Genomic DNA, 23,298 nt, shown 5'->3' with positions numbered 1-23,298 from the left:
TCCCGGGGATTACTGCCCAGTTGTGGAAAACTCCACCACTCGCACGAGTGACGGCAGCCCGTGCGACGAGGGCGTCAGCGCGGCGAGACGACCGCTCCCAGCAACCCGGGCCCGGTGTGTGCCCCGATCACCGCCCCGACTTCGCTGACATGCAGATCTGCCAGTCCGGGCACCCGCACCCGCAGCCGGTCGGCGAGGGCGGCGGCCCGCTCGGGGGCCGCGAGATGATGGACGGCGATATCGACTTCGGCGCCGCCCGCTCGGTCGGCCACGATCTCCTCGAGGCGGGCGATCGCCTTGGACGCCGTACGGACCTTTTCGAGAAGCTCGATGCGGCCACCGTCCAGCTGGAGCAGCGGCTTGACGGCCAGTGCGGACCCGAGCAGGGCCTGTGCGGCGCCGATGCGACCGCCGCGGCGCAGATAGTCGAGCGTGTCGACGTAGAAGTAGGCGGAGGTGCCCGCGGCCCGCTTCTCGGCTGCCGTCACGGCCTCGTCCACCGTGCCGCCGGCCTCCGCCGCTTCGGCCGCGGCAAGCGCGCAGAAGCCCAGGGCCATCGCGACCATCCCGGTGTCCACCACCCGCACCGGCACCGGTGCCTCACGCGCCGCGACGACCGCCGCGTCGTAGGTGCCGGACAACTCGGCGGACAGATGCAGGGAGACGATGCCGCTCGCGCCGGACTCGGCGACTCTGCGGTAGGTCTCCGCGAACACCTGAGGGCTGGGGCGGGAGGTGGTGACCGGGCGCCGCTTCTGCAGCGCCTGGGCCAGGGAACGGGTCGAGATCTCGGTGCCCTCTTCGAGCGCCTGGTCGCCGAGGACGACGGTCAGGGGCACCGCTGTGATGCCGTGGCGCTCCATCGTCCGCGGCGGCAGGTAGGCCGTTGAATCGGTGACGATCGCGACATGGCGGGACATGAGCTGGAGGTTACCTGCCGTAGCGCTCGTGCGGCAGCCCGGCCCCTGTCTGCAGGTCCGGGAGCGGACCGGTCATGTGGTGCTCTCCGGGCGCGGCTTCTTCTCCCACGGGTAGGCGGGGCGCTGTACCGGCGGGGTGATCGCGGGGGCCTTCGGCTCCCCGGCGGTGCGGGATCCGGGCGTTTCCTGCCAGGTCTGCCGCTGTGCCTCCGGACCGCCGGCGGCGGCCGGGGCCTCGGGCCACGGCGGGGGTGCCGGTGTGGGTTCGGCCCGCGTCCAGTGGCGAAGGGCCCCTGCCTCGACGTCGATCTGGGCGCTGAGCGAGTCCAGGTCGTCGTCGGAGAAGCGGCGGGCCCGGTCGCGGGCGGCCCAGCGCAGGGAGTCGGCGGACTCGGTGATGCGCTCGGTGCGGCTGCGCAGCTCGGGCAGTCGCGCGGTGAGCGTGGCCCGGTCCGGCTCGGACTCCAGACGCTTGAGGTCGGCGTCCAGCTCATGGCCGTGCGCGCTGAGCCGCTCGAAGAGGCCGAGGGACTCCTTCAGCGACTCGTCCTCGGTCACGCCCGCGTGCAGCGCGTCCTGGGTGGCGCGCATCGAGGTGCGCAGCCGGAGCCGCAGCTGGGCGATCTCCCCGGCCGGGCCGAGCTGGGCGAAGGACTTGGCGCGCAGGGTGTGGTCCTCGACCGTGCGTCTGGCCTGCGCGATCGTACGGTCCACTCCGCGCTTGGCGGCGCCGACCGCCTTGACCGTGGCGTAGGCGCCGAGGCCGATGAAGAGCAGGAAGAGCAGGGCGAACACGGTGATCACTGTTTCCATGACGCTCCTCCTCCGCACGATGCGGCACGAGCCGCTGTGTTCTCCACGGTAAACGCAGCGGGCAGGCCCGGAGTTCCAGAAAAACCCCGAACCTGCCCGTAGGGGACTACCCCGATGCTTGCGCCGGACCCGTGCTTACGCCGGAACGGCGCCTACGCGGGAACGATCCTTACCGAAACGACGCTTACGCCGGAACGATGTTGACCAGCTTCGGCGCCCGCACGATCACCTTGCGGATGCCCGCGCCGTCCAGCGCCGCGACGACCTTCTCGTCGGACAGCGCCACCTTCTCCAGCTCCTCCTCGGAGATGGCCGGCGGCACCTCCAGACGGGCCTTGACCTTGCCCTTGATCTGGACGACACAGGTCACGGTCTCGTCCACCACGTACCGCGGGTCGGCGACCGGGAAGTCCTGGTGGACGATCGAGTCGGTGTGGCCCAGCTTGCGCCACAGCTCCTCCGCGATGTGCGGGGACAGCGGGGCGACCATCAGGACCAGCGGCTCGGCGACCGACCGAGACACCGAGCCACCGGCCTTGGTCAGGTGGTTGTTCAGCTCGGTGACCTTGGCGATGGCGGTGTTGAAGCGCAGGCCCTCCAGGTCCTGGCGCACGCCGTCGATCGCCTTGTGCAGGGCACGCAGCGTCTCCTCGTCGGGCTCGGCGTCGGTGACGGTGACCTCGCCGGTGTTCTCGTCGACGACGTTGCGCCACAGCCGCTGCAGCAGCCGGAACTGGCCGACCACCGCGCGCGTGTCCCAGGGCCGGGAGACGTCCAGCGGGCCCATCGCCATCTCGTACAGGCGCAGCGTGTCCGCGCCGTACTCGGCGGCGATCTCGTCCGGAGTCACCGCGTTCTTCAGGGACTTGCCCATCTTGCCCAGCAGCCGGGTGACCTGCTCGCCCTCGTAGTAGTAGGCGCCGTCGCGCTCCTCCACCTCGGCGGCCGGCACCGCGATGCCGCGGCTGTCACGGTAGACGTAGGCCTGGATCATGCCCTGGTTGAACAGCTTGTGGAACGGCTCCGCGGAGGAGACGTGCCCCAGGTCGTACAGGACCTTGGACCAGAAGCGGGCGTACAGCAGGTGCAGCACGGCGTGCTCGGCGCCGCCGACGTACAGGTCGACACCGCCGTGCGGCTGGCCCTCGCGCGGGCCCATCCAGTACTGCTCGATCTCGGGGTCGACCAGCTTCTCGCTGTTGTGCGGGTCCAGGTAGCGCAGCTCGTACCAGCAGGAACCGGCCCAGTTGGGCATGGTGTTGGTCTCGCGCCGGTACTTCTTCGGCCCGTCGCCCAGGTCCAGGGTGACGTCGACCCACTCCTCGTTGCGCGACAGCGGCGTCTCGGGCTGGGTGTCGGCGTCGTCCGGGTCGAAGGTGCGCGGGGAGTAGTCCTCGACCTCCGGCAGCTCCAGCGGCAGCATCGACTCGGGCAGCGCGTGGGCGATGCCGTCCTCGTCGTAGACGATCGGGAAGGGCTCGCCCCAGTAGCGCTGGCGGCTGAACAGCCAGTCGCGCAGGCGGAAGTTGACGGTGCCCTCACCGATGCCCTTGCGCGCCAGCCACTCGGTGATGCGCGCCTTGGCCTCGGCCACGGCCATGCCGTCCAGGCTGATCTCGTCGTTCGACGAGTTGATGATCTTCGCGTCGTACGACCCGAAGGCGTTCTCCCACGTCGAGGTGTCGGTGCCACGGCCGTCGGTCGGCTCGACGATGCAGTGGATCGGCAGCTCGAAGGCGCGCGCGAACTCGAAGTCGCGCTGGTCGCCCGCCGGGACGGCCATGATCGCGCCGGTGCCGTAGCCCATCAGGACGTAGTCGGCGATGAAGACCGGGATCCGGTCGCCGTTGACCGGGTTGGTCGCGTACGCGCCGATGAAGACGCCGGTCTTGTCCTTGGCCTCGGCCTGGCGCTCGACGTCGGACTTCGAGGCGGCCTGCGCGCGGTAGGCGGCGACGGCCTCGGCCGGCGTGGCGTGACCGCCCGTCCACACCTCGTGCGTACCCTCCGGCCAGGCGGCCGGGGTGAACTTCTCGACCAGCGGGTGCTCGGGGGCCAGCACCATGTAGGTCGCGCCGAACAGGGTGTCGGGGCGGGTGGTGAAGACCGTGATCCGCTCGCCGTCGATCGGGAAGTCGACGCGGGCGCCCTCGGAGCGGCCGATCCAGTTGCGCTGCTGCAGCTTGATGGCCTCGGGCCAGTCCAGCTCCTCCAGGTCCTCCAGCAGCCGGTCCGCGTAGGCGGTGATGCGCATGTTCCACTGGCGCAGCTTGGCTTTGAAGACCGGGTAGTTGCCGCGCTCGGAACGGCCGTCTGCGGTGACCTCCTCGTTGGCCAGCACGGTGCCCAGGCCGGGGCACCAGTTGACGGGCGCGTCGGAGGCGTAGGCCAGGCGGTACTCGCCCAGGACGTCGGCGCGCTCGGTGGCGGTCAGCTGGTTCCACGCGCGCCCGTGGTCACCCGGTACGGCGCGCTCACCGGACTCGAACTGGGCGATCAGCTCGGAGATCGGGCGGGCCTTGCCGGCCTCGTCGTCGTACCAGGAGTTGAAGATCTGCAGGAAGATCCACTGGGTCCACTTGTAGTAGTCCGGGTCGATCGTGGCGAACGAGCGGCGCTTGTCATGGCCCAGACCCAACCGGCGCAGCTGGGCCTTCATGTTCTCGATGTTGGCCTCGGTGGACACGCGCGGGTGCGTGCCGGTCTGCACGGCGTACTGCTCGGCGGGCAGGCCGAAGGCGTCGAAGCCCAGGGTGTGCAGGACGTTGTGGCCGGTCATGCGCTGGAACCGGGCGTAGACGTCGGTGGCGATGTAGCCCAGGGGGTGGCCGACGTGCAGGCCCGCACCCGAGGGGTACGGGAACATGTCCATGATGAACTTCTTGGGCTTCGCGGCCAGCTCCGGGTCGCCGGCCAGGTCACCCTTCGGGTTCGGCGCCGCGTAGGTGCCGTCGGCGTCCCAGAAGTCCTGCCAGCGTGCCTCGATCTCGGCAGCCAGGGCGGCCGTGTAGCGGTGCGGCGCGGCCACCTCGGCGGTGGCAGCGGGGTTCGTCTCGCTCATGATCCTCAAAGCTCCATCGATCGTCTCTGCCTGCAGAAATGAAAAATCCCCTCGCACAGGAGGGGACGCCGCGCCGATGCCGACCCGCCCGGTTCGACCGGGGGTCGGTACTGATCAGCGCGGCCCGCTAAGCAGAAGGCGTACGGCACGCATGGCGCTAGGGTACCGCAGCCCTTGAGCAAGCGGCGACGGACTTCCGTATGCCTTGTGGACATGCCACGAACCCGACCAGAGCTGAACGAAGGTCAAAGATTACTTCGCGTAACACCCACTAAGGGACATCGACACGGTCGCATTGTCCTTTGATAACAACGCAATAACTCAAACCTCGTACTGATCGGTATGGCGCCACTTAGAGTTCGGCAGCGGGACCGCCTTCCCGAAACTGCTCGGAGTTGCCCCCATGAACCCTCGTCGTAGTAACAGCTCGCTCCCCAAACCGGGCCGGTCGGCCTATGGGGTGGCGTCCGCCGTCGTCCTGCTGCTCATACCCGTGGTCGTGCTGGTGGGAGGCAGTCAGTTCCGCGACTTCCTGAACTTCGGTGCGGGCGTACTGTCTCTCGTCTCGCTCAGCTGTTCCGTGATCTGGGGCCTGTTCGCCCAGGACCGGATCTTCCTGAACACGCGCCAGCGGATCGTCGGCCAGGCAGTGCACCGGACGACCGCGGTCGCCTCGATCGCGTTCCTGCTGCTGCACATCACCACCAAGGTCGCGCTCGGCCACACGCAGCTGATCGCGGCGATCATCCCGTTCTCGCTCGGCGTCACCGGAATCGGCGGCCTGATCGGGCTGGGCTCACTGGCGGGCCTGCTGATGATCTTCGTGGGCATCACCGGCGCCCTGCGCAGCAACTTCGCCACCCCGGCCCCCGTCGCCGCCCGCTGGCGCGCCATGCACATGCTGGCCTACCCGGCCTGGTGCGCGGCGCTGATCCACGGTCTCTACGCGGGTCGCGCGGCCAAGCCGATCTTCGTGATCCTCTACAGCCTGTCCCTGCTGGGCGTCATGGGCGCCCTCGCGCTGCGCGCGGCCCCGCGCCCCGTCAAGCGCAAGGTCGCCGACCGGCTCGTGACCCTGCTGGGCAGCTCGGAGCGGTCGGCACTCGACGACCTGGACGCGAGCCGCTCCCGGGTCGCCGAGTCCGGCCTGGCAGGCTTCGAGGGCCGGCGCGAGCCGAAGGCCTCACCTGCCGACTCGCCCGCCCCCGCCGCCTCACCGCTGTACCAGACGCCCGCGGCCCCGGCCCCCGAGCCCGCCTCCGGCTTCGCGGCGGCCTACCGCGCCGTGTCCACTCCGGGCCGCCCGCAGCAGCCGTTCGCGGCCGGCCAGACCACGCGCATGGACCTGCCGCTGGATCTGCAGGCCACGGAGGCGATCCCGCGCGTGGACGGCCCCTCCAGCACCTCGGGCAGCTGGCCGATCCCGTCCCCGCCGCCGGTCGGCGAGGCTCCGCCGTCGGCGTACGACCCGCTCCAGGACACCGGATACAACATCCCGGTCTACGGCAATTCGGGCACCGGCGGATACGGCGGAAGTGACATGTACGACACCGGTGAGACGAACAACCTGTACGGCACGTACAACTCGGGTGACACGTACAACAGCGGTCCCGCCACTGAACCAACCCCCGGCACCTCGTACGAGACGCCGGGTTCGGGCGAACCTTGGAACACGCCTTCCGGAGGCTATAGGTGAACGAGGCCCTGCCCGACGTACCCGAAGTCCGCGTGGTCGGTCTTCCCCAGCTGACGTCGGGCTTCGACCTTGTGGAACGGCTCGACCTGCCCATGCATCTGAAGGTGCACGGGCCGCTCGACCCGCTGGGCGGCGAACAGCTCGCCCAACTCGCCGAGGCCATCAACCTCAAGGGCCGCGGCGGCGCGGGCTTCCCCTTCCACAAGAAGCTGCGCTCGGTCGCCGAGTCGGCGATCAAGCGGGGCGTGCGGCCGGTCGTCGTCGTCAACGGCAGTGAGGACGAACCGGCCTGCCGCAAGGACACGGTGCTCATCAACCGCGCCCCGCACCTGATCCTGGACGGCGCCCTGCTGTGCGCCGAGGCCCTCGGTGCCCGCACGCTGGTGATCGGGGTCACCCGGGAGTCCACCCAGCGCTCCATGGAGGCCGCGCTCGCCGAACGCGGCCTGAGCAACAGCCGTAGATCGGCACTGCGCGCGTGGGTGCAGCGCAACCCCGTGCGCATGGTCACCGGCGCCGCCGCGTCGCTGATCCGCTCGATCGATGGCGGCCCGGCGATCCCGCCCGGCCGCAAGATCAGCGCCTCGCAGACCGGCGTCGGCGGGGCACCCACGCTGCTGTCGAACGCGGAGACGTTCGCGCAGCTGGCCATCGCCGCCCGCATCGGCCCCGAGCGCTACGGCAACACCGGCCTGTACGACGAACCGGGCACCGTCATGCTCACGGTCTCCGGCGCGGTCGCCCGCCCGATGGTGCTGGAGGTCCCCACAGGCGTCCCACTGCGCTACGTCCTGCAGCTGGCCGGCGCCCCGCCGGTGCCGCAGGGCGTGCTGACCGGCGGCTACCACGGCAAGTGGATCGACGCGGCCACCGTCAACGAGGCGATCGTCTCCCGCAACTCCCTGGACGCGGTGGGCGGTTCGCTGGGCGCGGGGGCGATCCTGCCGATCAGCCAGGACACCTGCCCGCTGGGCGAGTCGCTGCGGGTGGCGCAGTGGCTGGCCGAGGAGAGCGCCGGCCAGTGCGGCCCCTGCTACCTCGGACTGCCCGCCGCCGCGCGCGGTATGGAGGACATCCTCAACGGCGGCGGGCCCGCCGCGCTGGAGGCGCTGAAGCAGGTCGCGAAGAACGTGAAGCGGCGCGGGGCGTGTTCACACCCCGACGGCTCGGCGATGTTCCTGGAGTCGACCATCAAGGCGTTCACCGACGACCTGGCCGCGCATGTCCTCGGAAACGGCTGCGGACGGCCCGTGGAGGGCGTTCTGCCGCTCTTCGAGGGGGGCAGGGCCCCTACGGGCATCCCGGGCGGCGGAGAGCCCGAGGAGACCGGCTCCAGCCGCCAGAAGATCTACGTCGACTGGACGCTGTGCCGGGGCCACGGACTGTGCGCCGACATCCTCCCGGAGGTCTTCGAACTGGGCGCGGACGGATTCCCGACCGTGGCGCAGGCGCAGGTGCCGCGCTACGCGGAGGCGAAGGCCCTGCGCGCGGTGCGCCGCTGCCCGGCGCTGGCGCTGCGCCTCGAGGAGGACACGCGCGGGCAGGCACCCTCGCGCAACCTTCCCGTCCTCTCCCAGGGCCGCGGCCGCCGCGCCCTCGGACGCTGAGCACACGAACGGCGGGTCACCCGGCTCGAGTGACCCGCCGTTCGTGTCGCGCCTTTCACATGCTCCGGAACACGCCGAAGGCGGACCTTCCGTTCGGAAGGTCCGCCTTCGACTTCTGTGGAGCTAAGGAGAATTGAACTCCTGACCTCCTGCATGCCATGCAGGCGCTCTACCAACTGAGCTATAGCCCCTTGCTTTGGTCCGCCCGGTTTCCCCGGCGGCGACGCCAACATTACACGGTCACCGGGGCGCAGTACCAAATCGGTTTCCACTCTGCCCTCATACGGGGGCTAATGTCTGCTTTCGTGACCCTGATCGCGTTCTCCGGAGCCCGGCGCCGGGTGCCGGTGGCCGTAGGTGCGTGCCTGGTGTCGTTCACGGCGTTCTGGCTGGCCCAGAGGGCTGCGCACGTGACGATGATCGACCTGATGGTGTACCGGTCCGAGGGGGCCACCGTCCGCGCGGGGGGCGACCTGTACGCGCTGCGGGCGACCGCCGCGCACCTGCCCACCACCTACCCGCCGTTCGCGGCCCTGCTGTTCACCGCGCTGACCCTGCCGGACACGCTGACGCTGCGGGTGTTGGCGACGGCGGGAAATCTCGCTCTCCTCGTGGTGTTCGCACGGCTGTCGCTGAAACTCGTCGGCCACGCGCGCGTGGAGAGCGTCTGGTGGGTCGCGGCGGTGGCCGTGTGGTGCGAGCCGGTGTGGACGACGCTGCGGTACGGCCAGGTCAACCTGCTGCTGGCCGCCCTGGTGCTGTGGGACCTCACCCGCCGCCCCGCCGGCGGGTACGACCGCCTGGCCGGGGCGGGGCTCGGGCTCGCCGCCGCGGTCAAGCTGACCCCCGCACTCTTCCCGGTGTTCCTGCTCGCCGCGGGTGTCGTGGCCCGGCTCAGGGGCGGGGACGGGGGGCCGTGGCTGCGGCACGCCCGCGGGGCGGCCGCCGCGTTCGCCGGGGCGACACTGCTCGCGGCCGCCGCCCTGCCGTACGACTCGTGGCGGTTCTGGACGGACACGGTGTTCCACGCGGACCGGGCCGGGCATCCCGAGAGCAGCGCCAACCAGGCCCTGCGCGGCATTCTGGCCCGCCTGCTGCACACACCCGACCCGGGAGCCCTCTGGGTCGCCTCCGCGGCCCTGGTGGCCGTCCTGGGGCTCGCGGTGGCGGTGACGGCGGAGCTAAGGGGGATGCGGCCCTGGGCGGTGTGCGCCTGCGCGGTCACGGCGCTGCTGATCAGTCCGGTGTCGTGGACGCACCACTGGGTGTGGTGCGTGCCCCTGGTGCTGCTGCTGTGGACGCGCGGACGCCGGGCGGCCGCCCTGGGCACGGCGCTGGTCTTCTGCTCGTACGCCCCGTGGTGGGTACCGCACGGCCCCGGACGGCCCGAACTGCACCAGACAGGCGTCCAGTTGACACTGTCGGCCCTCTATGGAGGAGCCGGTGCGCTGTTCCTCGCGCTGGCCCGGACATCGTTGCCGAGGCCCCGGCAGCGGTCGGCAGCGCGTCAAGCGGTCACGAAGGAGTAGAACCTCTTGAGCGTGCAGTGCTCCTCGAGCAGCCGGCCGTAGATCGGCTCGCCCTCCAGCTCGCGGTAGGTCTCGATCGGGTCGCCTTTTATGATCAGCGCCCGCGCGCATTCCTCGCACCAGTACTGGTAGTCGGGATTGATCGGTTCCATGTCACGAACGATCGGTGTACCGCTCCCGCACCAGTCGCACTTTCGCCTGTGTGCACCCATCGATCAGCTCCAGCTGTGGCCGCAGGCCGTGCACACGTAGGAGATTCCGCCGTTGTCGCCAAGAACCTGGGCCACACGCGCGGAACCGCAGGAAGGGCAGCTGAGCCGGGTGGTCGTATCCCGTATCAACGCCGCACCGAGGAGGTGGCCGCCCTCCTCAAGGATGCTCGCAGGCATCGCTACTCCCTCCCGTCGGGCCGCGCCCCCTTCCGGCCGTTTGATTCTGCCACGGCCGGACCAATACGGTCAGCGACGCCTCAGTACCAGTCCGGACACGGCCCCCACTGCGGCCGTTCCGGCCAGCGCCCAAGCACACACCGAGAACGCCTCCGCAGAGGTATACGCCCGCAGAGCCCCGAGTGACTCAAGCCGGTTCAGGAACAGTGTGCCGAAAGCCGCCACCCCGATCAGCTGACCGAGCTGGACGACAGTCGCCAGCAGCCCGCTGGCGTCCGCGGCGTCCTCGGGCCGCACAGTGGCCAGCGCGCCGGTGAGGGTCGGGCTGAAGGCCAGCGCGAGACCGACCCCCACCCCGGCGTACCCGACGTACAGCAGCGCTCCCCCGTCGCCACCGTCGTGGAAGGCCAGGCCCACCACGGCCGTGGACACGGCCGTCAGCGCGAACCCGGCGGGAGTGAGCGCCCGCTGCCAGGCGGCGGGCCACTTCCGCCAGGTCAGGCTGACAGCGCCGAAGACGACCGCGGTCGGCGCGAAGCTCAGACCGGCACGCAGCGCGCTGTAGCCGAGACCGCCCTGGACGTGCAGGGTCAGTGCGAAGAGGAAGCCGGCGTTGACCGACATGACGGCCAGGATGCGCAACACGGCCAGGCCGATGCCGGGGTGACGCAGGACGCGCAGTGCGATGAGCGGGGCGCCGCCGCGCCTGGCCAGCCGGGATTCATAGCCGCAGAACACGGCGAACAGAACCGCGGCGGTGGCCAGCGACACCCAGGACCACAGCGGCCAGTCCTCCTCCTGCCCGAGCACCAGCGGCACGGTCAGCAGTGACACGGCCGCGCCCAGCAGGACGAGTCCGGGCAGGTCGAGGTCGCGCACCCGCTCGGCCTCCGCTCCGCGTCCCGGCGGCAGCACCCGCCTGCCCAGCACCAGCAGGAACACGCCCACCGGCACGTTGACCAGGAACACCGGACGCCAGCCGGTGCCGAACAGGTTGGCGCTGACCAGCAGGCCGCCCACCACCTGCCCGGCCGCCGCACCGACCGCGAGGACGGCCGAGTAGGCGCCGAGCGCCCGGGCCCGGGCCTCGCCGGTGAAGGTGCGCTGGATCAGGCTGAGCACCTGCGGGATCATCAGCGCCGCGCCGGCGCCCTGCACCAGCCGGAACACGATCAGCTCGGTCGAACCCTGCGCCAGGCCGCAGGCGAGCGAGGCCGCGGTGAACAGGGTGAGTCCGGCGAGGTGGACCCGACCGTGGCCGACCCGGTCGCCGAGCCGGGCGCCGGTGATCAGCAGCACGGAGTAGGTGATGGCGTAGCCGGCGACCACCAGCTGCAGGTCGGCGCCCGAGGCGTGGAGATCGGAACCGATGGTGGGCGCCGCGACGTTCACGATGAAGACGTCCAGGGCCGCCATGAACAGGGCGGTGAGCAGGACCGCGAGCAGCAGCCGGGGCTGATTGTCAGTGGCGGATGCTTCACTGTGAGTGACTGGGGAACCACCGTCGGCGGCAGCTTCCGCACCGTCGGCGGTAGGGACCTCACTGTCAGTGGCGAGTGCTTCACTGGTCGCAGGGCTTGGAACGGGTGCGGGACTCGGCCCGGTTCGAGGTGTCGTCGTCATGACGTCGAGACTGACGACGGACCGGCGAGGGTGCCGAGTGCCCTTTGATGCTGGTACTGGCAGCACCTGGCAGCGCCCGGGGCGGGTGCCGACGATGGGGACGGGACGACGGGGGACGGGGGACTGACGATGGGGACGACGACACAGCGCCGCAGGCCGGAGCTGGCCGCCTTTCTGCGCAGCAGGCGGGCCAGGGTGACACCGGCCGACGTGGGCATGCCGCCGGGGCTGCGGCGACGCACACTCGGGCTGCGCCGGGAGGAGGTCGCCCAGCTCTCGGGCGTGGGGGTGACCTGGTACACGTGGCTGGAGCAGGGCCGGCCGATCAACGCCTCGTCGCAGGTACTGGACGCGGTCGCACGGACGCTGCGGCTGGACCCGCCGGAGCGGGAGCACCTGTACCGGCTGGCGGAGGTGCCCTTCGAGCCGGCACCGGAAGGCCTGACCCGGCGGGCCGGTCCGGAGGTCCGGGGCATCATCGACGCCCTCGACCCGCTGCTCGCGGTGGTCTACAACTCGCGGTACGACATCCTGGCCACCAACCCGGCCTACCGCGACCTGTTCGTGGTGCCGCAGACCCTCCCCATCGGTGTGCCGAACGTGCTGTGGACGTTGTTCACGCTGCCGGAGGAGACGTGTCCGGTGGTGCACCGGGACCGCGAGCTGCCGGTGATGGTGGCGACGCTGCGGTCGGCGTACGGCAGACATGTGGGCGAGCCGGCCTGGGAGGACTACATACGCGGTCTGTCGGCGGCGAGCCCCTACTTCGCGTCGCTGTGGGCGAGTGGTGAGGTGACGCCGCCGGGGCCGCGGGTCAAGACGTTCCGTCACCGGGCGGTGGGCGAGATGCGGATGACCTCGCAGTCGCTGTCCATCGACGGGATGCCCGAGTGCCGGATCGTCGTCTACACACCGGAGGACGAAGACGCGCGCGCGAAGGTCGCGTTGCTCAGAGAACAGAGGCAGCGGCTGTGGCCGCCGACGGACGGGGAGGCCGCCGAGATCATTCGTCGATGGAACACAGAAAATCCCGCCCCCTGAGGGGACGGGATCCTCTTCACCGATCTTTGACAACTCAACAGAGTGTCGATCTGTGGAGCTAAGGAGAATTGAACTCCTGACCTCCTGCATGCCATGCAGGCGCTCTACCAACTGAGCTATAGCCCCTTGTGTTCTTCCCGCTCGGCGGGGGCGAACAAGAAGAACTCTAGCCTGTGACCTGCCGGAAAGTGAAATCCGGGGTCAGGGGTCAGTCGTCGTCGCCGAGGACGGGCTCCGGGAGGGTGCCGGCGTTGTGCTCCAGCAGGCGCCAGCCGCGGGCGCCCTCGCCGAGCACGGACCAACAGCAGTTGGAGAGGCCGCCGAGGCTCTCCCAGTTCCGGGCCTCCAGGCCGAGGAGCCGGCCGATGGTGGTGCGGATGGTGCCGCCGTGGCTGACCACCACGAGGGTGCCGTCCTCGGGCAGCTTCTCGGCGTGCCGCAGCACGACGGGGGCGGCGCGGTCGGCGACCTCGGTCTCCAGTTCGCCGCCGCCGCGGCGGACCGCCTCGCCGCGCTTCCAGGCGGCGTACTGCTCGCCGTACCGGGCGATGATCTCGTCGTGCGTCAGCCCCTGCCAGACGCCCGCGTAGGTCTCCCGGAGGCCCTCCTCGCGGACGATGTCGAGGCCGGTGAGGGTGGCCAGCTCGGCGGCCGTGTTCGCGGCCCGCTGCAGGTCCGAGGAGACGATCGCGTCCGGGCCCAGGGAGGCGAGCAGCCGGGCGGCGCGGCGGGCCTGGCCGAGGCCGGTCTCGGTCAGCTCGACGTCCGTGGTGCCCTGGAAGCGGCGCTCCACGTTCCAGGAGGTCTGGCCGTGCCGCCACAGGATGATGCGGCGGCCCCGGCCGGTGCGGTCGCTCACCTCGCCGGTGGCGCTCATCACCACTCCCCGGCCGGCTCGTCGGCGGCCTCGGCTGCCTGCAGCTCGGCGTGCTCCTTGGCCTTGCCGCGGGTGGCCTTGGCGTCGGCGGGCAGCTCAAGCTCGGGGCAGTCCTTCCACAGCCGCTCCAGGGCGTAGAAGACCCGCTCCTCGCTGTGCTGGACGTGGACGACGATGTCGACGTAGTCGAGCAGGATCCAGCGGGACTCGCGGTCGCCCTCGCGGCGTACCGGCTTGGCGCCGAGGTCCTTCAGCAGGCGCTCCTCGATCTCGTCGACGATCGCCCTGACCTGGCGGTCGTTCGGCGCGGAGGCCAGCAGGAATGCGTCCGTGATCGACAGCACGTCGCTGACGTCGTAGGCGATGACGTCGTGGGCGAGCTTGTCGGCCGCTGCCTGGGCGGCGGTGTTGATGAGCTCAAGGGAACGATCAGTGGCGGTCACTACATGGCTTTCCGTCAAGGGGTCACTTGACATCAAGGGTCTCACGGACCGCTGGGCGCACCCCACGTGATTAACGGATCACATGGGGTGCCCCGGCCGCTGTCAGGAGGAAGCGGGCTTGTAGTCGCTGCCGAGGACGACCGAGACGTCGGCGCCGGAGGAGACCGTGCCCTTGGTCACGGAGCCGGCGGGCAGGCCCAGGGTCTTGGCGACCTCGGTGGCGTTCGCCTTGTCGGCGGCGTCGGCGTAGAGCACCTTGGAGGTGGCCTGGGTGCCGGACGCGGTTCCGCCCTCGAGGAAGGTGAAGCCGCCGTTGAGGAGCACCACGCGGGCCTTCTCTGTGTCGTCCTTCACACCGGTGGCGTTCTGGACGGAGACCCGGACCGCGGAGCCCGCGTCGGGGCTCTTGGCGGTGCCGCCGAGGATGTCCTTCACCACGCTGTCGCTCGTCCTGGCGCTCAGCGTGCCGTCGGACTGCACGGGCAGCAGGGCCGTCTTGTAGTCGCCGCCCTTGGCGAGGTCGGCGAGCCTGGCCAGGAAGGCGCCGAGATCCTTGTCGGTCAGCGGCGGGTCGAGGATCTGCGCGAGGGTCTGCACGGTGGTCGTGGCGCCCGTCGGGTCGGAGGACATCTTGCGCAGCACCCCCTGCATGACCTGCCCGAACCGCTCCAGCTGGGCGTTCTGGGCCTCGCCGGAGGCACGGTAGGTGGCGTAGGCGACGGCCATCTTGCCGCTGAGAGTCTGGTCCTTGCCCTGATGGACCAGCGGCGAGGTGCCCTTCTTCTTGGCGTCCGGGTCGGGTACGTCGGCGTTGGTGTCGATGTCGATGTTGCCGACCAGGTCGACGAGGTTCTGCAGATACGGGGTGTCCAGGCGCCAGGTGCCCTGGATGTTCGTGCCGAGGACGGTGTCGAGCTGGTCGCGGGTGCCGGAGGCGCCGTCGTCGTCGACCGACTTGGCCAGGGTCGTGGTGGTGCCGTCGTCGCCGGTGAGCGCGAGGGAGTTGGGCAGCAGGACGGTCGTGCCCTGCTTGGTGGTGGTGTTGTCGACCAGCAGCGCCGTGGAGGTGCCGCCCTTGCCGGTGTTGTGCAGGTGGACGACGATCACGTCGCGTTTCTGGGCGGCCGCCGACGTCGCCGTGCCCGACTTGGAGCCGGAGGAGGACAGGCCGGGCAGCTTTCCGGCGTACCAGAGGTAGCCGACACCGCCGACGGCGACGAGGGCGAGGACGACGAGCAGGGCGATGGTCCGGCTGCGGGCGCGGCGGCGGGCCTCCTCGCGGCGCTCGGTGCGGTTCTCGGTGAAGTTCAGCCAGTCGATGACGTCTTCGGAGTCGTCGGTCGGCTCCTCCACGAAGGCGAACTGCTCGGTGTGGTACTCGCGTTCGGGGTCGGCCGCGGGTTCCGGCTCCTCGGCCTGACCGGGCTGCTGCGGGACCGGTCCGGCCTGCTGCGGGATGTACGCGGTCTGCTCGGCGACGCGCGGCTGCTGCCCACTGGTCGCGGTCTGGCCGTAGGGGTCGTACGCGTTCGCCGCGCCCCTGCCGCCGTAGGAGTCGTAGGAGGGGGCGGGCGCCTGGTGGCCGGTGTCGTAGGGGTCGTAGGAGGGGGCGGGGGCCTGGTTGCCGGTGTCGTAGGGCTGGGCCTGCTGCTGCCCGGTGGCGTACGGGTCGTAGCCGTAGCCCTGCTGGGCGTACGGGTCATAGGGCTGCTGCGGAACCTGCTGCTGTGGAACCTGCTGTGCCGGGACCTGCTGGTACACCGGCCGGCCGTACTCGTCGTAGCCGACGAGTTCGTACGGGCCGTCTCCGTACCCCGCGTCGTATCGGTCGTTCACCGGTGCCCCTCTCGGCTCACTCGCCGCGGTACAGCTCGCGCTTGTCGATGTAGCGCACGACTCCGTCCGGCACCATGTACCAGATGGGCTCGCCCTTGGCGACTCTCGCGCGGCAGTCCGTGGAGGAGATGGCGAGCGCGGGCACCTCGACGAGCGTGACTCCGCCTTCCGGCAGGCCGGGGTCGGTCAGGTGGTGGCCGGGCCGGGTGACGCCGATGAAGTGCGCGAGGGAGAACAGCTCCTCCGAGTCACGCCAGGTCAGCAGCTGGGCGAGGGCGTCGGCGCCGGTGATGAAGAACAGGTCGGCGTCGGGGTTGAGGGCCCGCAGGTCGCGCAGGGTGTCCACGGTGTAGGTGGGGCCGCCGCGGTCGATGTCGATGCGGCTGACGGAGAACTGCGGGTTCTCGGCGGTCGCGATGACCGTCATCAGGTAGCGGTCCTCGGCCGGGGAGACCTTGCGGTGGGACTTCTGCCACGGCTCGCCGGTGGGCACGAACACCACCTCGTCCAGCTGGAACTGCGCGGCGACCTCGCTGGCCGCCACCAGGTGTCCGTGGTGGATCGGGTCGAAGGTTCCGCCCATGACGCCGAGGCGGCGCTTGCCCGAGTGGGCGGGGCCGTTGCCCGGCGCGTATGCCGGGGTCTTCACCGTGCCTGCCGCCGTTCCGGCGTGCCCGGCGGCTTTGCCGGCCGCGTGTGCGGCCGTGTCGTTCGCCGGGCCGGTAGGCATGTCCTGCTCTCCCATGCGTGCAGACCCTACCGGCCCCGGCTGAGGGCCCCGGCGGCGGACGGGGTCCCGGGTCAGCGGTCGCGGTTGAAGCGGGTGGTGATCCACAGGAGCAGCAGCAGGATGATCAGGGCGCTGCCGCCGGTGACGGCCGGGTTCAGGCTGTTGTGGTTGCCGCCGTGCTCCTCGCCCTCGGCGGCGAGAGTGACCAACTGGGCAGCGGCGCTGTGGAAGCTCATCTTCGGCAGGACCTATCGCGTGTGGGCGGGATAAAGACGTCGGCTCATCGTAAGCGGGCGGCCCGGCGGCGATCACGCCGACTCCGCCGTTGGTGCGGGCGCGGGGCGCGGGTCGGCCGTCGGCGGGGAACTTTCGCCGTCGGTCAGTCGTCCTTCCTCTTGTAGCCGCGCAGCAGGAACCATGCGGTCAGTGCGCAGCCAAGGATCATCACGATGAGGACGACCCGGAGCAGATTCCCCGCCCCGTGCTGCTGGACGGCGCTCGTGGCGGCCTCGGTTAGCCAGGCGGCTGCGGGGTGGTGCTCCATGACGTGGACTCCTTCGGCTGTACTGCCCGTCCACGGTATCTCCGCCTAGGCTGGCTCCTGCCTCGGGGGCACAGTGAGGCATTCACACGCACATGGGGGAAGACATGTCCGACGACGGCCGCGAGCAGACAGGGCACGAGCGCGTGCCGAGCAGGCAGCGCAGGCGCTTCCCGGGGATCTCCTCGCGTGCGTACGAGCACCCGGCCGACCGGTCGGCCCTGGTGGCGCTGCGCAAGCTGAGCGGTTTCGACACCGTGTTCAAGGCGCTCAGCGGGCTGCTTCCGGAGCGGAGCCTGAGGCTGCTGTTCCTGTCCGACTCGGTGCGCGTCTCCGAGCGGCAGTTCAAGCATCTGCACGACATGCTGCTGGACGCCTGTTACATCCTGGACCTGGAGAAGGTCCCGCCGATGTACGTCAACCAGGACCCGCAGCCGAACGCGATGTGCATCGGGCTGGACGAGCCGATCATCGTGGTCACCACGGGGCTGGTCGAGCTGCTCGACGAGGAGGAGATGCGGGCGGTCGTCGGGCACGAGGTGGGCCACGCCCTGTCCGGGCACTCGGTGTACCGCACGATCCTGCTGTTCCTGACGACCCTGGCGCTGAAGGTCGCCTGGATCCCGCTGGGCAACCTCGCGATCATGGCGATCGTGACGGCGCTGCGAGAGTGGTTCCGCAAGTCGGAGCTGTCCGCGGACCGGGCCGGGCTGCTCGTGGGGCAGGACGTGAAGGCCTCCATGCGCGGCCTGATGAAGATCGCGGGCGGCAACCACCTGCACGAGATGAACGTGGACGCGTTCCTGGAGCAGGCCGAGGAGTACGAGGCCGGGGGCGATCTACGCGACTCCGTGCTGAAGATCCTCAACGTGCTGCCCCGCTCGCATCCCTTCGCCACCATACGGGCGGCCGAGCTGAAGAAGTGGGCCGAGTCCCGGGACTTCCAGCGGATCATGGACGGGCACTACCCGCGGCGCACCGAGGACAAGGACACCTCGGTCAGCGACTCCTTCCGCGAGTCCGCCGCGAGCTACGCGGACGACGTGAAGACCTCCAAGGACCCGCTGATGAAGCTGGTCACGGACCTCGCGGGCGGCGCCGGCGGCCTGGGCGGCCGGGTCCGCCGAGGCTTCGACGGCTTCAAAAGCCCGGCTCCCCCGAAGGACGGGCCCAGCGACACCCCGCCGCAGGACGAGGAGTAACCAGTCCCACGGGAACGACCGAGCAGGGGCCGCCCTTCCTTCCCCAGGGGCGCGGGGCTGTATCGATATGCGGCTCCGCCGCGTGGGCGCGAGAACCCCCCACCCACCCGCACCCGCCAACGCACCCCGTCAGCCCACTCACCCCTTCGGCTGAGCCCCAGCGGCCAGCGTCCCGCACAGGGCGGTGGCGCTGTCCGTCGCATACGGGTCGGTGCCTGCCGGGCCGCCTGTCCTGGCGGTCTGGCCGGACAGGAGGGGGTGGAGGTAGGAGGTGGCGTCCTCCGCGCAGGACATGGGGCCGGCCTGGGCGTAGGAGGTGACCAGCTGGAGCTGGCCCACGCGCAGGTCGTCACGGTCGAAGCGGAAGGTCATCTCACGGCGGACCGTGAACAGGGACACGGGCGCGTCGGCGGCGGCTCCGGTCGGGCGCAGCGCGTAGACGAAGATCGTGTCGGCGGTGACCTCCAGCGTGGCCGAGTCGGTCTCGCCGGCCTGCAGGGTGCCCTGGACGCGGATCCGGTCGTCGGCCAGCTGCGCGCGGGAGGGGTCGAGGCGGACCAGCCAGCCGGTGGGGGCGTGGCGGCCGTCCGCCGCCGGGTGGTCGAAGCTCTGGTCGAACTGGTCGAGCTGGTCGCCGTCGAGGAGGGCCCGGGCCGGGCGGACCTGGCGGCCGGTGAGCACGTCGGGGTCGAGGGAGGAGCGGACGAGGTAGGTCCTGGCGATGCTCAGGGCGGCCGTGACCTGGCTGTCGGAGAAGTGCGGGGTGTTGCGGGTGGCCGGCAGCGGGATCCCGGCAGCGCCGACCTCGAACTGGGCGGCGGGGCTGTGCGCGTACAGCAGCTCGGCGTCGGCGCCGCCGGGCACCTTGCCCTGGGGGGCGAGCGGGATGACGGTCATCCGCAGGGCCTCGACGGAGCGCCGGGCCTGCGGAGAGCTGTAGGGGTGGCGGAGGCCCATGTAGATCGCGGTGCCGAAGGCGACAGCGAGCAGCAGGGAGAGGATCAGTAGCTGCCGGGTCAGTCCCCGGCGCAGGGCCGGGCGGCGGCGCACGGCGGGCGCGTGGTCGCCCATGCGCTCCTGCGCGGAGTACTCCTGGAGGCGGGCAGCGCGGACGAACGACTCGTCGAACACGACGGATCGGTACTCGTCCTCTCCACCTCCGGGGCCGCCCTCGGGTGTCCCCTCCGGTGGGTCTCCAGGCCCGCCCATACTTTCAGAGTAGGTCTCGTGGGCCTCGGGTAAACGCCCCGCTACGCGACAACTTCTGACAGGTTCTCAACAGGTGCGCGCGTGGACGTTCAGGGGGTTCGCGGGAAAGCCGAGACGGCCGGCGGGTAGGAGTCGGCGGAGGCCGAGGGGGGCGAGGCCGCGCCCTGTTCCAGGCCGGTCGAGGCGGGGGACGGCACCCGGTCGCGGGTGTTCGACGAGGCGCCCCGGTAGACCGCGGCGAAGGCCAGCGCGACCATGCCGATGCCCATCACGAGGGCGAGCACCCAGGCGACGGGCCGGTGCCAGCGGACCTGCTTGCCGTGGTTTCCGAAGATGCCGCCACGGTCGCCGAGGACGTAGGCGTCGTCCAGTTCGTCGTCGTCCCGATCATGACCGAAATCGGCACCTTCGGGGCCGTACCCGTCGTCGTAGCGCTCGCCTCTGGCGTGGGCTCGGCGGGCTTCTGCCTCGGAGGCCTCGGCTCTGGCCTGCGCGGCGGCCAGGAGGCGTTCCACGGCGGTCGGCTCATGCACCACGGCCGCCTGTACGAAGGCCTCGTCGAAGACCACGGAGGCGAACTCTTCGTCCGACACCCCGCGGTCGTGGTCGTCGTCGGGCTCCCAGCCGTCAGGGAACGGCGTGCCCCCCACGTCCTCCGGCACGGATCCAGAGTAGACCTGGGGGGTCAATTTGGGCAGACGGTATGGAAATTCATCCGCCTGCTGAGACGCCTTTTGGCCAGGGCCGTCAGCGGCGCACGTGTCCGTCGCCGGTGACGATGTACTTCGTGCTGGTCAGCTCCGGCAGGCCCATCGGGCCGCGGGCGTGCAGCTTCTGGGTGGAGATGCCGATCTCGGCGCCGAAGCCGAACTGGCCGCCGTCGGTGAAGCGGGTGGAGGCGTTCACGGCGACGGTGGTGGAGTCGACCAACTGGGTGAAGCGGCGGGCGGCCTGCTGGGAGGTGGTGACGATCGCCTCGGTGTGGCCGGAGGTCCACAGCCGGATGTGCTCGACGGCCTTGTCCAGCGAGTCGACGACGGCGGCGGCGATGTCGTAGGACAGGTACTCGGTCTCCCAGTCCTCCGGGGTGGCCTCGACCACGGTGGCCTTGGAGTCCTTGGCGTAGGCCAGCACGCGCTCGTCGGCGTGCACGTTCACGCCGGCCTCGGCGAGGGCGTCGAGGGCGCGCGGCAGGAACTCGGGGGCGATGTCCTGGTGGACCAGGAGGGTCTCGGCGGCGTTGCAGACGCTGACCCGCTGGGCCTTGGAGTTGATGAGGATCTCGATCGCCATGTCGATGTCGGCCTGGGCGTCGACGTAGACGTGGCAGTTGCCGGTGCCGGTCTCGATGACGGGGACCTTGGACTCCATGACGACGGTCTGGATCAGGGAGGCGCCGCCGCGCGGGATGAGGACGTCGACGAGGCCGCGGGCGCGCATCAGCTCGTGCACGGACTCGCGGCTCTCGCCGGGCACCAGCTGGACGGCGTCGGCGGGCAGCCCGGCGCCGCCGACGGCGTCCCGGAGCACCCGGACGAGGGCGCTGTTGGACTCGTAGGCGGAGGCCGAGCCGCGCAGCAGGACGGCGTTGCCGGACTTCAGGCAGAGGGCGGCGGCGTCGACGGTGACGTTCGGGCGGGCCTCGTAGATGATGCCGACCACGCCGAGCGGGACGCGGACCTGGCGCAGGTCGATGCCGTTGGGGAGCGTGGAGCCGCGGACGACCTCGCCGACCGGGTCGGGCAGCTTCGCGACGTCGCGGACGTCGGAGGCGATGGCGCGGACCCGCTCGGGGGTGAGGGTGAGCCGGTCGACGACGGACTCGCTGGTGCCGTTCTCCCGGGCCTTGGCCACGTCCTTGGCGTTGGCCTCCACGATCTCGCTGGTCCGGACCTCCAGGGCGTCGGCGATGGCGAGCAGCGCGTCGTCCTTCACGGCGCGCGGGAGCGGCGCGAGGTCGGCGGCGGCGGCCCTGGCCCGGTAGGCGGCCTGGGTGACCGGGGACATGGAGTCGTACGGCGAGAGCGTGGTCATGAGGGAAGGGTAGTGCGCCGGACGGGGCCGTCCACCGCTCGTTCCACACCCCGAGACGGGATCAAAGGGGTGGAAACACCTGTACAGGATCAGAAGGGATGAACCCCTACCGGGGTCGCGGGCGGTGGGCCGTAGCCCTCGGCGATGCGCTGGTGGTAGGTCTCCCGGTCGATGACCTCCAGGCCGACGATCTCCCAGGCGGGGAGTCCGGCCGTCTGGCGGTGCTCGCCCCACAGGCGCAGGGCAACGGCGGCGGCGTCGTGCAGGTCGCGGGCCTCTTCCCAGTAGCGGATCTCCGCGTGGTCGTTCGCGTATCTGCTGGTCAGCAGGAAGGGGTGGTCATGGGCCAGCTGTTCCAGGGCGCGTCGCAGATCCTTGAGGGGGACCTCCTGCCCGGAGACGCTGAGGGTGACGTGCCACAGGCGGGGCAGGTCCCTGGGCTCCTCGTAGGCGTCCCCGGCCACGACGCTCGTCAGAGCACCGCGGGACGCCGCCGCCCCAGGGCGCACTCGTCTCACGACGACCTCCTTCACCCAGCGCTCGGGAACGTGTTCCTGAGACAAAGTTGAGCAGGCCCCAAGGCTCCGCGGGGCGGTTTTACGGAACGTCCCCCACCGGGGGCGGTCGTTACGCCCCGTTTTACGGGTGCAGGAGCACCAGGTCGTCCCTGTGTACGACCTCGCGTTCGTACGCCGGGCCCAGCTCGCGCGCCAGCTCCCGGGTCGAACGTCCGATCAGCTGAGGGATCTCCTTGGCGTCGAAGTTGACGAGCCCGCGGGCCACCGCGCGGCCGGTGCCGTCCCGCAGCTCGACGGGATCGCCGGCGCTGAACTCGCCCTCCACGGCGGCGATTCCGGCGGGCAGCAGCGACTTGCGCCGCTCCACGACCGCGCGGACGGCGCCGTCGTCCAGCGTGAGGGAGCCCTGCGGGGTGGAGGCGTGCTGGAGCCACAGCAGCCGGTCGGCGGAGCGCTTGCCGCTGGGGTGGAAGTAGGTTCCGGTGTCGCCGCCGCTCAGCGCCTCCGCGGCGTGGACGGCGCTGGTGAGCACCACCGGGATGCCCGCGGCGGCGGCGATCCGGGCGGCCTCGACCTTGGTGACCATGCCGCCGGTGCCTACGCCGGCCTTGCCCGCGCTGCCGATGTCGACCCCGGCGAGATCCTCGGGCCCCCGTACCTCCGCTATCCGCGAGGTGCCCGGCTTGCTGGGGTCGCCGTCGTAGACGCCGTCGATGTCGGAGAGGAGCACCAGCAGGTCGGCGTGGACGAGGTGGGCGACGAGGGCGGCGAGGCGGTCGTTGTCGCCGAAGCGGATCTCGTCCGTGGCAACGGTGTCGTTCTCGTTGACGATGGGGAAGGCGCCCATGGCCAGCAGCTTGTCGAGGGTGCGGGAGGCGTTGCGGTGGTGGGCGCGGCGGCTCATGTCGTCGCTGGTGAGCAGCACCTGGCCGACGCGCACGCCGTAGCGGGCGAAGGAGGCGGTGTAGCGGGCGACGAGCAGACCCTGGCCGACGCTGGCGGCGGCCTGCTGGCGGGCCAGGTCCTTGGGGCGGCGGCGCAGGCCCAGCGGAGCGAGGCCCGCGGCGATGGCACCCGAGGAGACCAGCACGATCTCCCTCTCTCCCCCGCTGCGAATCTTGGCGAGGACGTCGACCAGCGCGTCGACGCGGTCGGCGTCCAGGCCGCCCGCGGCGGTGGTCAGCGACGAGGAGCCCACCTTGACGACGATCCTGCGGGCCTCACCCACG

Annotated in this window: 22 protein-coding genes and 2 tRNA genes; 5 read left to right on the top strand and 19 right to left on the bottom strand. The window is 70.9% G+C overall.

The genetic code is table 11. The features are described 5' to 3' along the window. Positions 1–74: 74 nt before the first annotated feature. The 3 genes from CRP49_RS20725 to leuS form a co-directional block, all read right to left on the bottom strand. The gene (locus CRP49_RS20725; RefSeq protein ID WP_097254717.1) at positions 75–920 is read right to left on the bottom strand and encodes a DegV family protein; all 846 of its coding nucleotides are present in this window, start codon (positions 918–920) and stop codon (positions 75–77) included. A 72-nt stretch (positions 921–992) separates the two neighbouring features. After that, positions 993–1,733 (bottom strand): hypothetical protein, encoded by a 741-nt coding sequence (locus CRP49_RS20720; protein WP_097254716.1) that lies wholly within the window; start codon positions 1,731–1,733, stop codon positions 993–995. Between the two features lie 184 nt (positions 1,734–1,917). After that, positions 1,918–4,794 carry a leucine--tRNA ligase gene (gene leuS / locus CRP49_RS20715; RefSeq protein WP_097254715.1) on the bottom strand — a complete coding sequence of 959 codons (2,877 nt, stop codon included), beginning with the start codon at positions 4,792–4,794 and terminating at the stop codon, positions 1,918–1,920. 403 nt (positions 4,795–5,197) lie between these two features. Here leuS and CRP49_RS20710 point away from each other — a divergent pair, with 403 nt between their 5' ends. Beyond that, positions 5,198–6,490: a cytochrome b/b6 domain-containing protein gene (locus tag CRP49_RS20710; protein ID WP_179851695.1), complete on the top strand. Its 1,293-nt coding sequence runs from the start codon at positions 5,198–5,200 to the stop codon at positions 6,488–6,490. Beyond that, positions 6,487–8,097, top strand: coding sequence for an NADH-quinone oxidoreductase subunit NuoF family protein (locus CRP49_RS20705; protein WP_097254713.1), 1,611 nt, complete (start codon positions 6,487–6,489; stop codon positions 8,095–8,097). Before CRP49_RS20710 ends, CRP49_RS20705 begins: the two co-directional genes overlap by 4 nt. 118 nt (positions 8,098–8,215) lie before the next feature. Here CRP49_RS20705 and CRP49_RS20700 read toward each other — a convergent pair. Then, positions 8,216–8,288, bottom strand: a tRNA-Ala gene (locus CRP49_RS20700). Positions 8,289–8,402: 114 nt separating this feature from the next. Here CRP49_RS20700 and CRP49_RS20695 point away from each other — a divergent pair. After that, positions 8,403–9,626, top strand: a complete 1,224-nt coding sequence (locus CRP49_RS20695) for a glycosyltransferase 87 family protein (protein ID WP_257033453.1) — start codon at positions 8,403–8,405, stop codon at positions 9,624–9,626. On the opposite strand, the gene CRP49_RS20690 is transcribed toward CRP49_RS20695, so the two are convergent. The 3 genes from CRP49_RS20690 to CRP49_RS20685 all read right to left on the bottom strand — a co-directional run bounded on the left by CRP49_RS20690 (position 9,605) and on the right by CRP49_RS20685 (position 11,638). Next, positions 9,605–9,838 carry a hypothetical protein gene (locus tag CRP49_RS20690; RefSeq protein ID WP_006136074.1) on the bottom strand — a complete coding sequence of 78 codons (234 nt, stop codon included), beginning with the start codon at positions 9,836–9,838 and terminating at the stop codon, positions 9,605–9,607. The genes CRP49_RS20695 and CRP49_RS20690 overlap by 22 nt on opposite strands. Before the next feature lie 3 nt (positions 9,839–9,841). Then, complete coding sequence (locus CRP49_RS45975) at positions 9,842–10,015, bottom strand: hypothetical protein (RefSeq protein ID WP_101373401.1); 174 nt, start codon at positions 10,013–10,015, stop codon at positions 9,842–9,844. A gap of 69 nt (positions 10,016–10,084) precedes the next feature. Then, on the bottom strand, positions 10,085–11,638 hold the full coding sequence (locus CRP49_RS20685) for an MFS transporter (protein WP_097254711.1): 1,554 nt from the start codon (positions 11,636–11,638) through the stop codon (positions 10,085–10,087). 129 nt (positions 11,639–11,767) lie between these two features. Between CRP49_RS20685 and CRP49_RS20680 the strand changes: the two genes are divergently transcribed. Next, a complete protein-coding gene (locus tag CRP49_RS20680) occupies positions 11,768–12,679 on the top strand; it encodes a helix-turn-helix transcriptional regulator (RefSeq protein WP_097254710.1) in 912 nt (303 codons plus the stop codon). A 53-nt stretch (positions 12,680–12,732) separates the two neighbouring features. Here the strand turns inward: CRP49_RS20680 and CRP49_RS20675 are convergent. The 7 genes from CRP49_RS20675 to CRP49_RS20645 form a co-directional block, all read right to left on the bottom strand. Next, positions 12,733–12,805, bottom strand: a tRNA-Ala gene (locus CRP49_RS20675). 82 nt (positions 12,806–12,887) lie between these two features. Then, the gene (locus CRP49_RS20670) at positions 12,888–13,556 is read right to left on the bottom strand and encodes a histidine phosphatase family protein (RefSeq protein WP_097254709.1); all 669 of its coding nucleotides are present in this window, start codon (positions 13,554–13,556) and stop codon (positions 12,888–12,890) included. After that, a complete protein-coding gene (rsfS, locus tag CRP49_RS20665; protein WP_097254708.1) occupies positions 13,556–13,999 on the bottom strand; it encodes a ribosome silencing factor in 444 nt (147 codons plus the stop codon). Before rsfS ends, CRP49_RS20670 begins: the two co-directional genes overlap by 1 nt. A gap of 102 nt (positions 14,000–14,101) precedes the next feature. Continuing rightward, a complete protein-coding gene (locus CRP49_RS20660) occupies positions 14,102–15,835 on the bottom strand; it encodes an LCP family protein (RefSeq protein WP_097254707.1) in 1,734 nt (577 codons plus the stop codon). Between the two features lie 16 nt (positions 15,836–15,851). Next, positions 15,852–16,580: a nicotinate-nucleotide adenylyltransferase gene (gene nadD / locus CRP49_RS20655; RefSeq protein WP_097254706.1), complete on the bottom strand. Its 729-nt coding sequence runs from the start codon at positions 16,578–16,580 to the stop codon at positions 15,852–15,854. A 56-nt stretch (positions 16,581–16,636) separates the two neighbouring features. Beyond that, a complete protein-coding gene (locus CRP49_RS46905; protein ID WP_097254705.1) occupies positions 16,637–16,801 on the bottom strand; it encodes a hypothetical protein in 165 nt (54 codons plus the stop codon). A gap of 143 nt (positions 16,802–16,944) precedes the next feature. Continuing rightward, positions 16,945–17,109 (bottom strand): hypothetical protein, encoded by a 165-nt coding sequence (locus CRP49_RS20645; protein WP_097254704.1) that lies wholly within the window; start codon positions 17,107–17,109, stop codon positions 16,945–16,947. Between the two features lie 104 nt (positions 17,110–17,213). Between CRP49_RS20645 and CRP49_RS20640 the strand changes: the two genes are divergently transcribed. After that, on the top strand, positions 17,214–18,308 hold the full coding sequence (locus CRP49_RS20640) for a M48 family metallopeptidase (protein WP_097254703.1): 1,095 nt from the start codon (positions 17,214–17,216) through the stop codon (positions 18,306–18,308). Between the two features lie 138 nt (positions 18,309–18,446). On the opposite strand, the gene CRP49_RS20635 is transcribed toward CRP49_RS20640, so the two are convergent. From CRP49_RS20635 to proB, 5 genes are all read right to left on the bottom strand, one after another. Beyond that, the gene (locus tag CRP49_RS20635) at positions 18,447–19,517 is read right to left on the bottom strand and encodes a hypothetical protein (RefSeq protein WP_097254702.1); all 1,071 of its coding nucleotides are present in this window, start codon (positions 19,515–19,517) and stop codon (positions 18,447–18,449) included. Positions 19,518–19,606: 89 nt separating this feature from the next. Continuing rightward, positions 19,607–20,179, bottom strand: a complete 573-nt coding sequence (locus CRP49_RS20630) for a hypothetical protein (RefSeq protein WP_097254701.1) — start codon at positions 20,177–20,179, stop codon at positions 19,607–19,609. Between the two features lie 85 nt (positions 20,180–20,264). Further along, positions 20,265–21,551, bottom strand: coding sequence for a glutamate-5-semialdehyde dehydrogenase (locus CRP49_RS20625; protein ID WP_097254700.1), 1,287 nt, complete (start codon positions 21,549–21,551; stop codon positions 20,265–20,267). Between the two features lie 89 nt (positions 21,552–21,640). Further along, positions 21,641–22,069, bottom strand: a complete 429-nt coding sequence (locus CRP49_RS20620) for a hypothetical protein (RefSeq protein ID WP_097257461.1) — start codon at positions 22,067–22,069, stop codon at positions 21,641–21,643. Positions 22,070–22,190: 121 nt separating this feature from the next. Further along, positions 22,191–23,297: a glutamate 5-kinase gene (gene proB / locus CRP49_RS20615; protein ID WP_097254699.1), complete on the bottom strand. Its 1,107-nt coding sequence runs from the start codon at positions 23,295–23,297 to the stop codon at positions 22,191–22,193. Position 23,298 lies beyond the last annotated feature (1 nt).

The organism is Streptomyces sp. Ag109_G2-15 (assembly GCF_900215565.1).
GTDB classification, from domain to species: Bacteria; Actinomycetota; Actinomycetes; order Streptomycetales; family Streptomycetaceae; genus Streptomyces; species Streptomyces diastatochromogenes.
The sequence above is the reverse complement of the archived record's forward strand: the minus strand, read 5'-3'. Positions and strand labels throughout refer to the sequence as shown.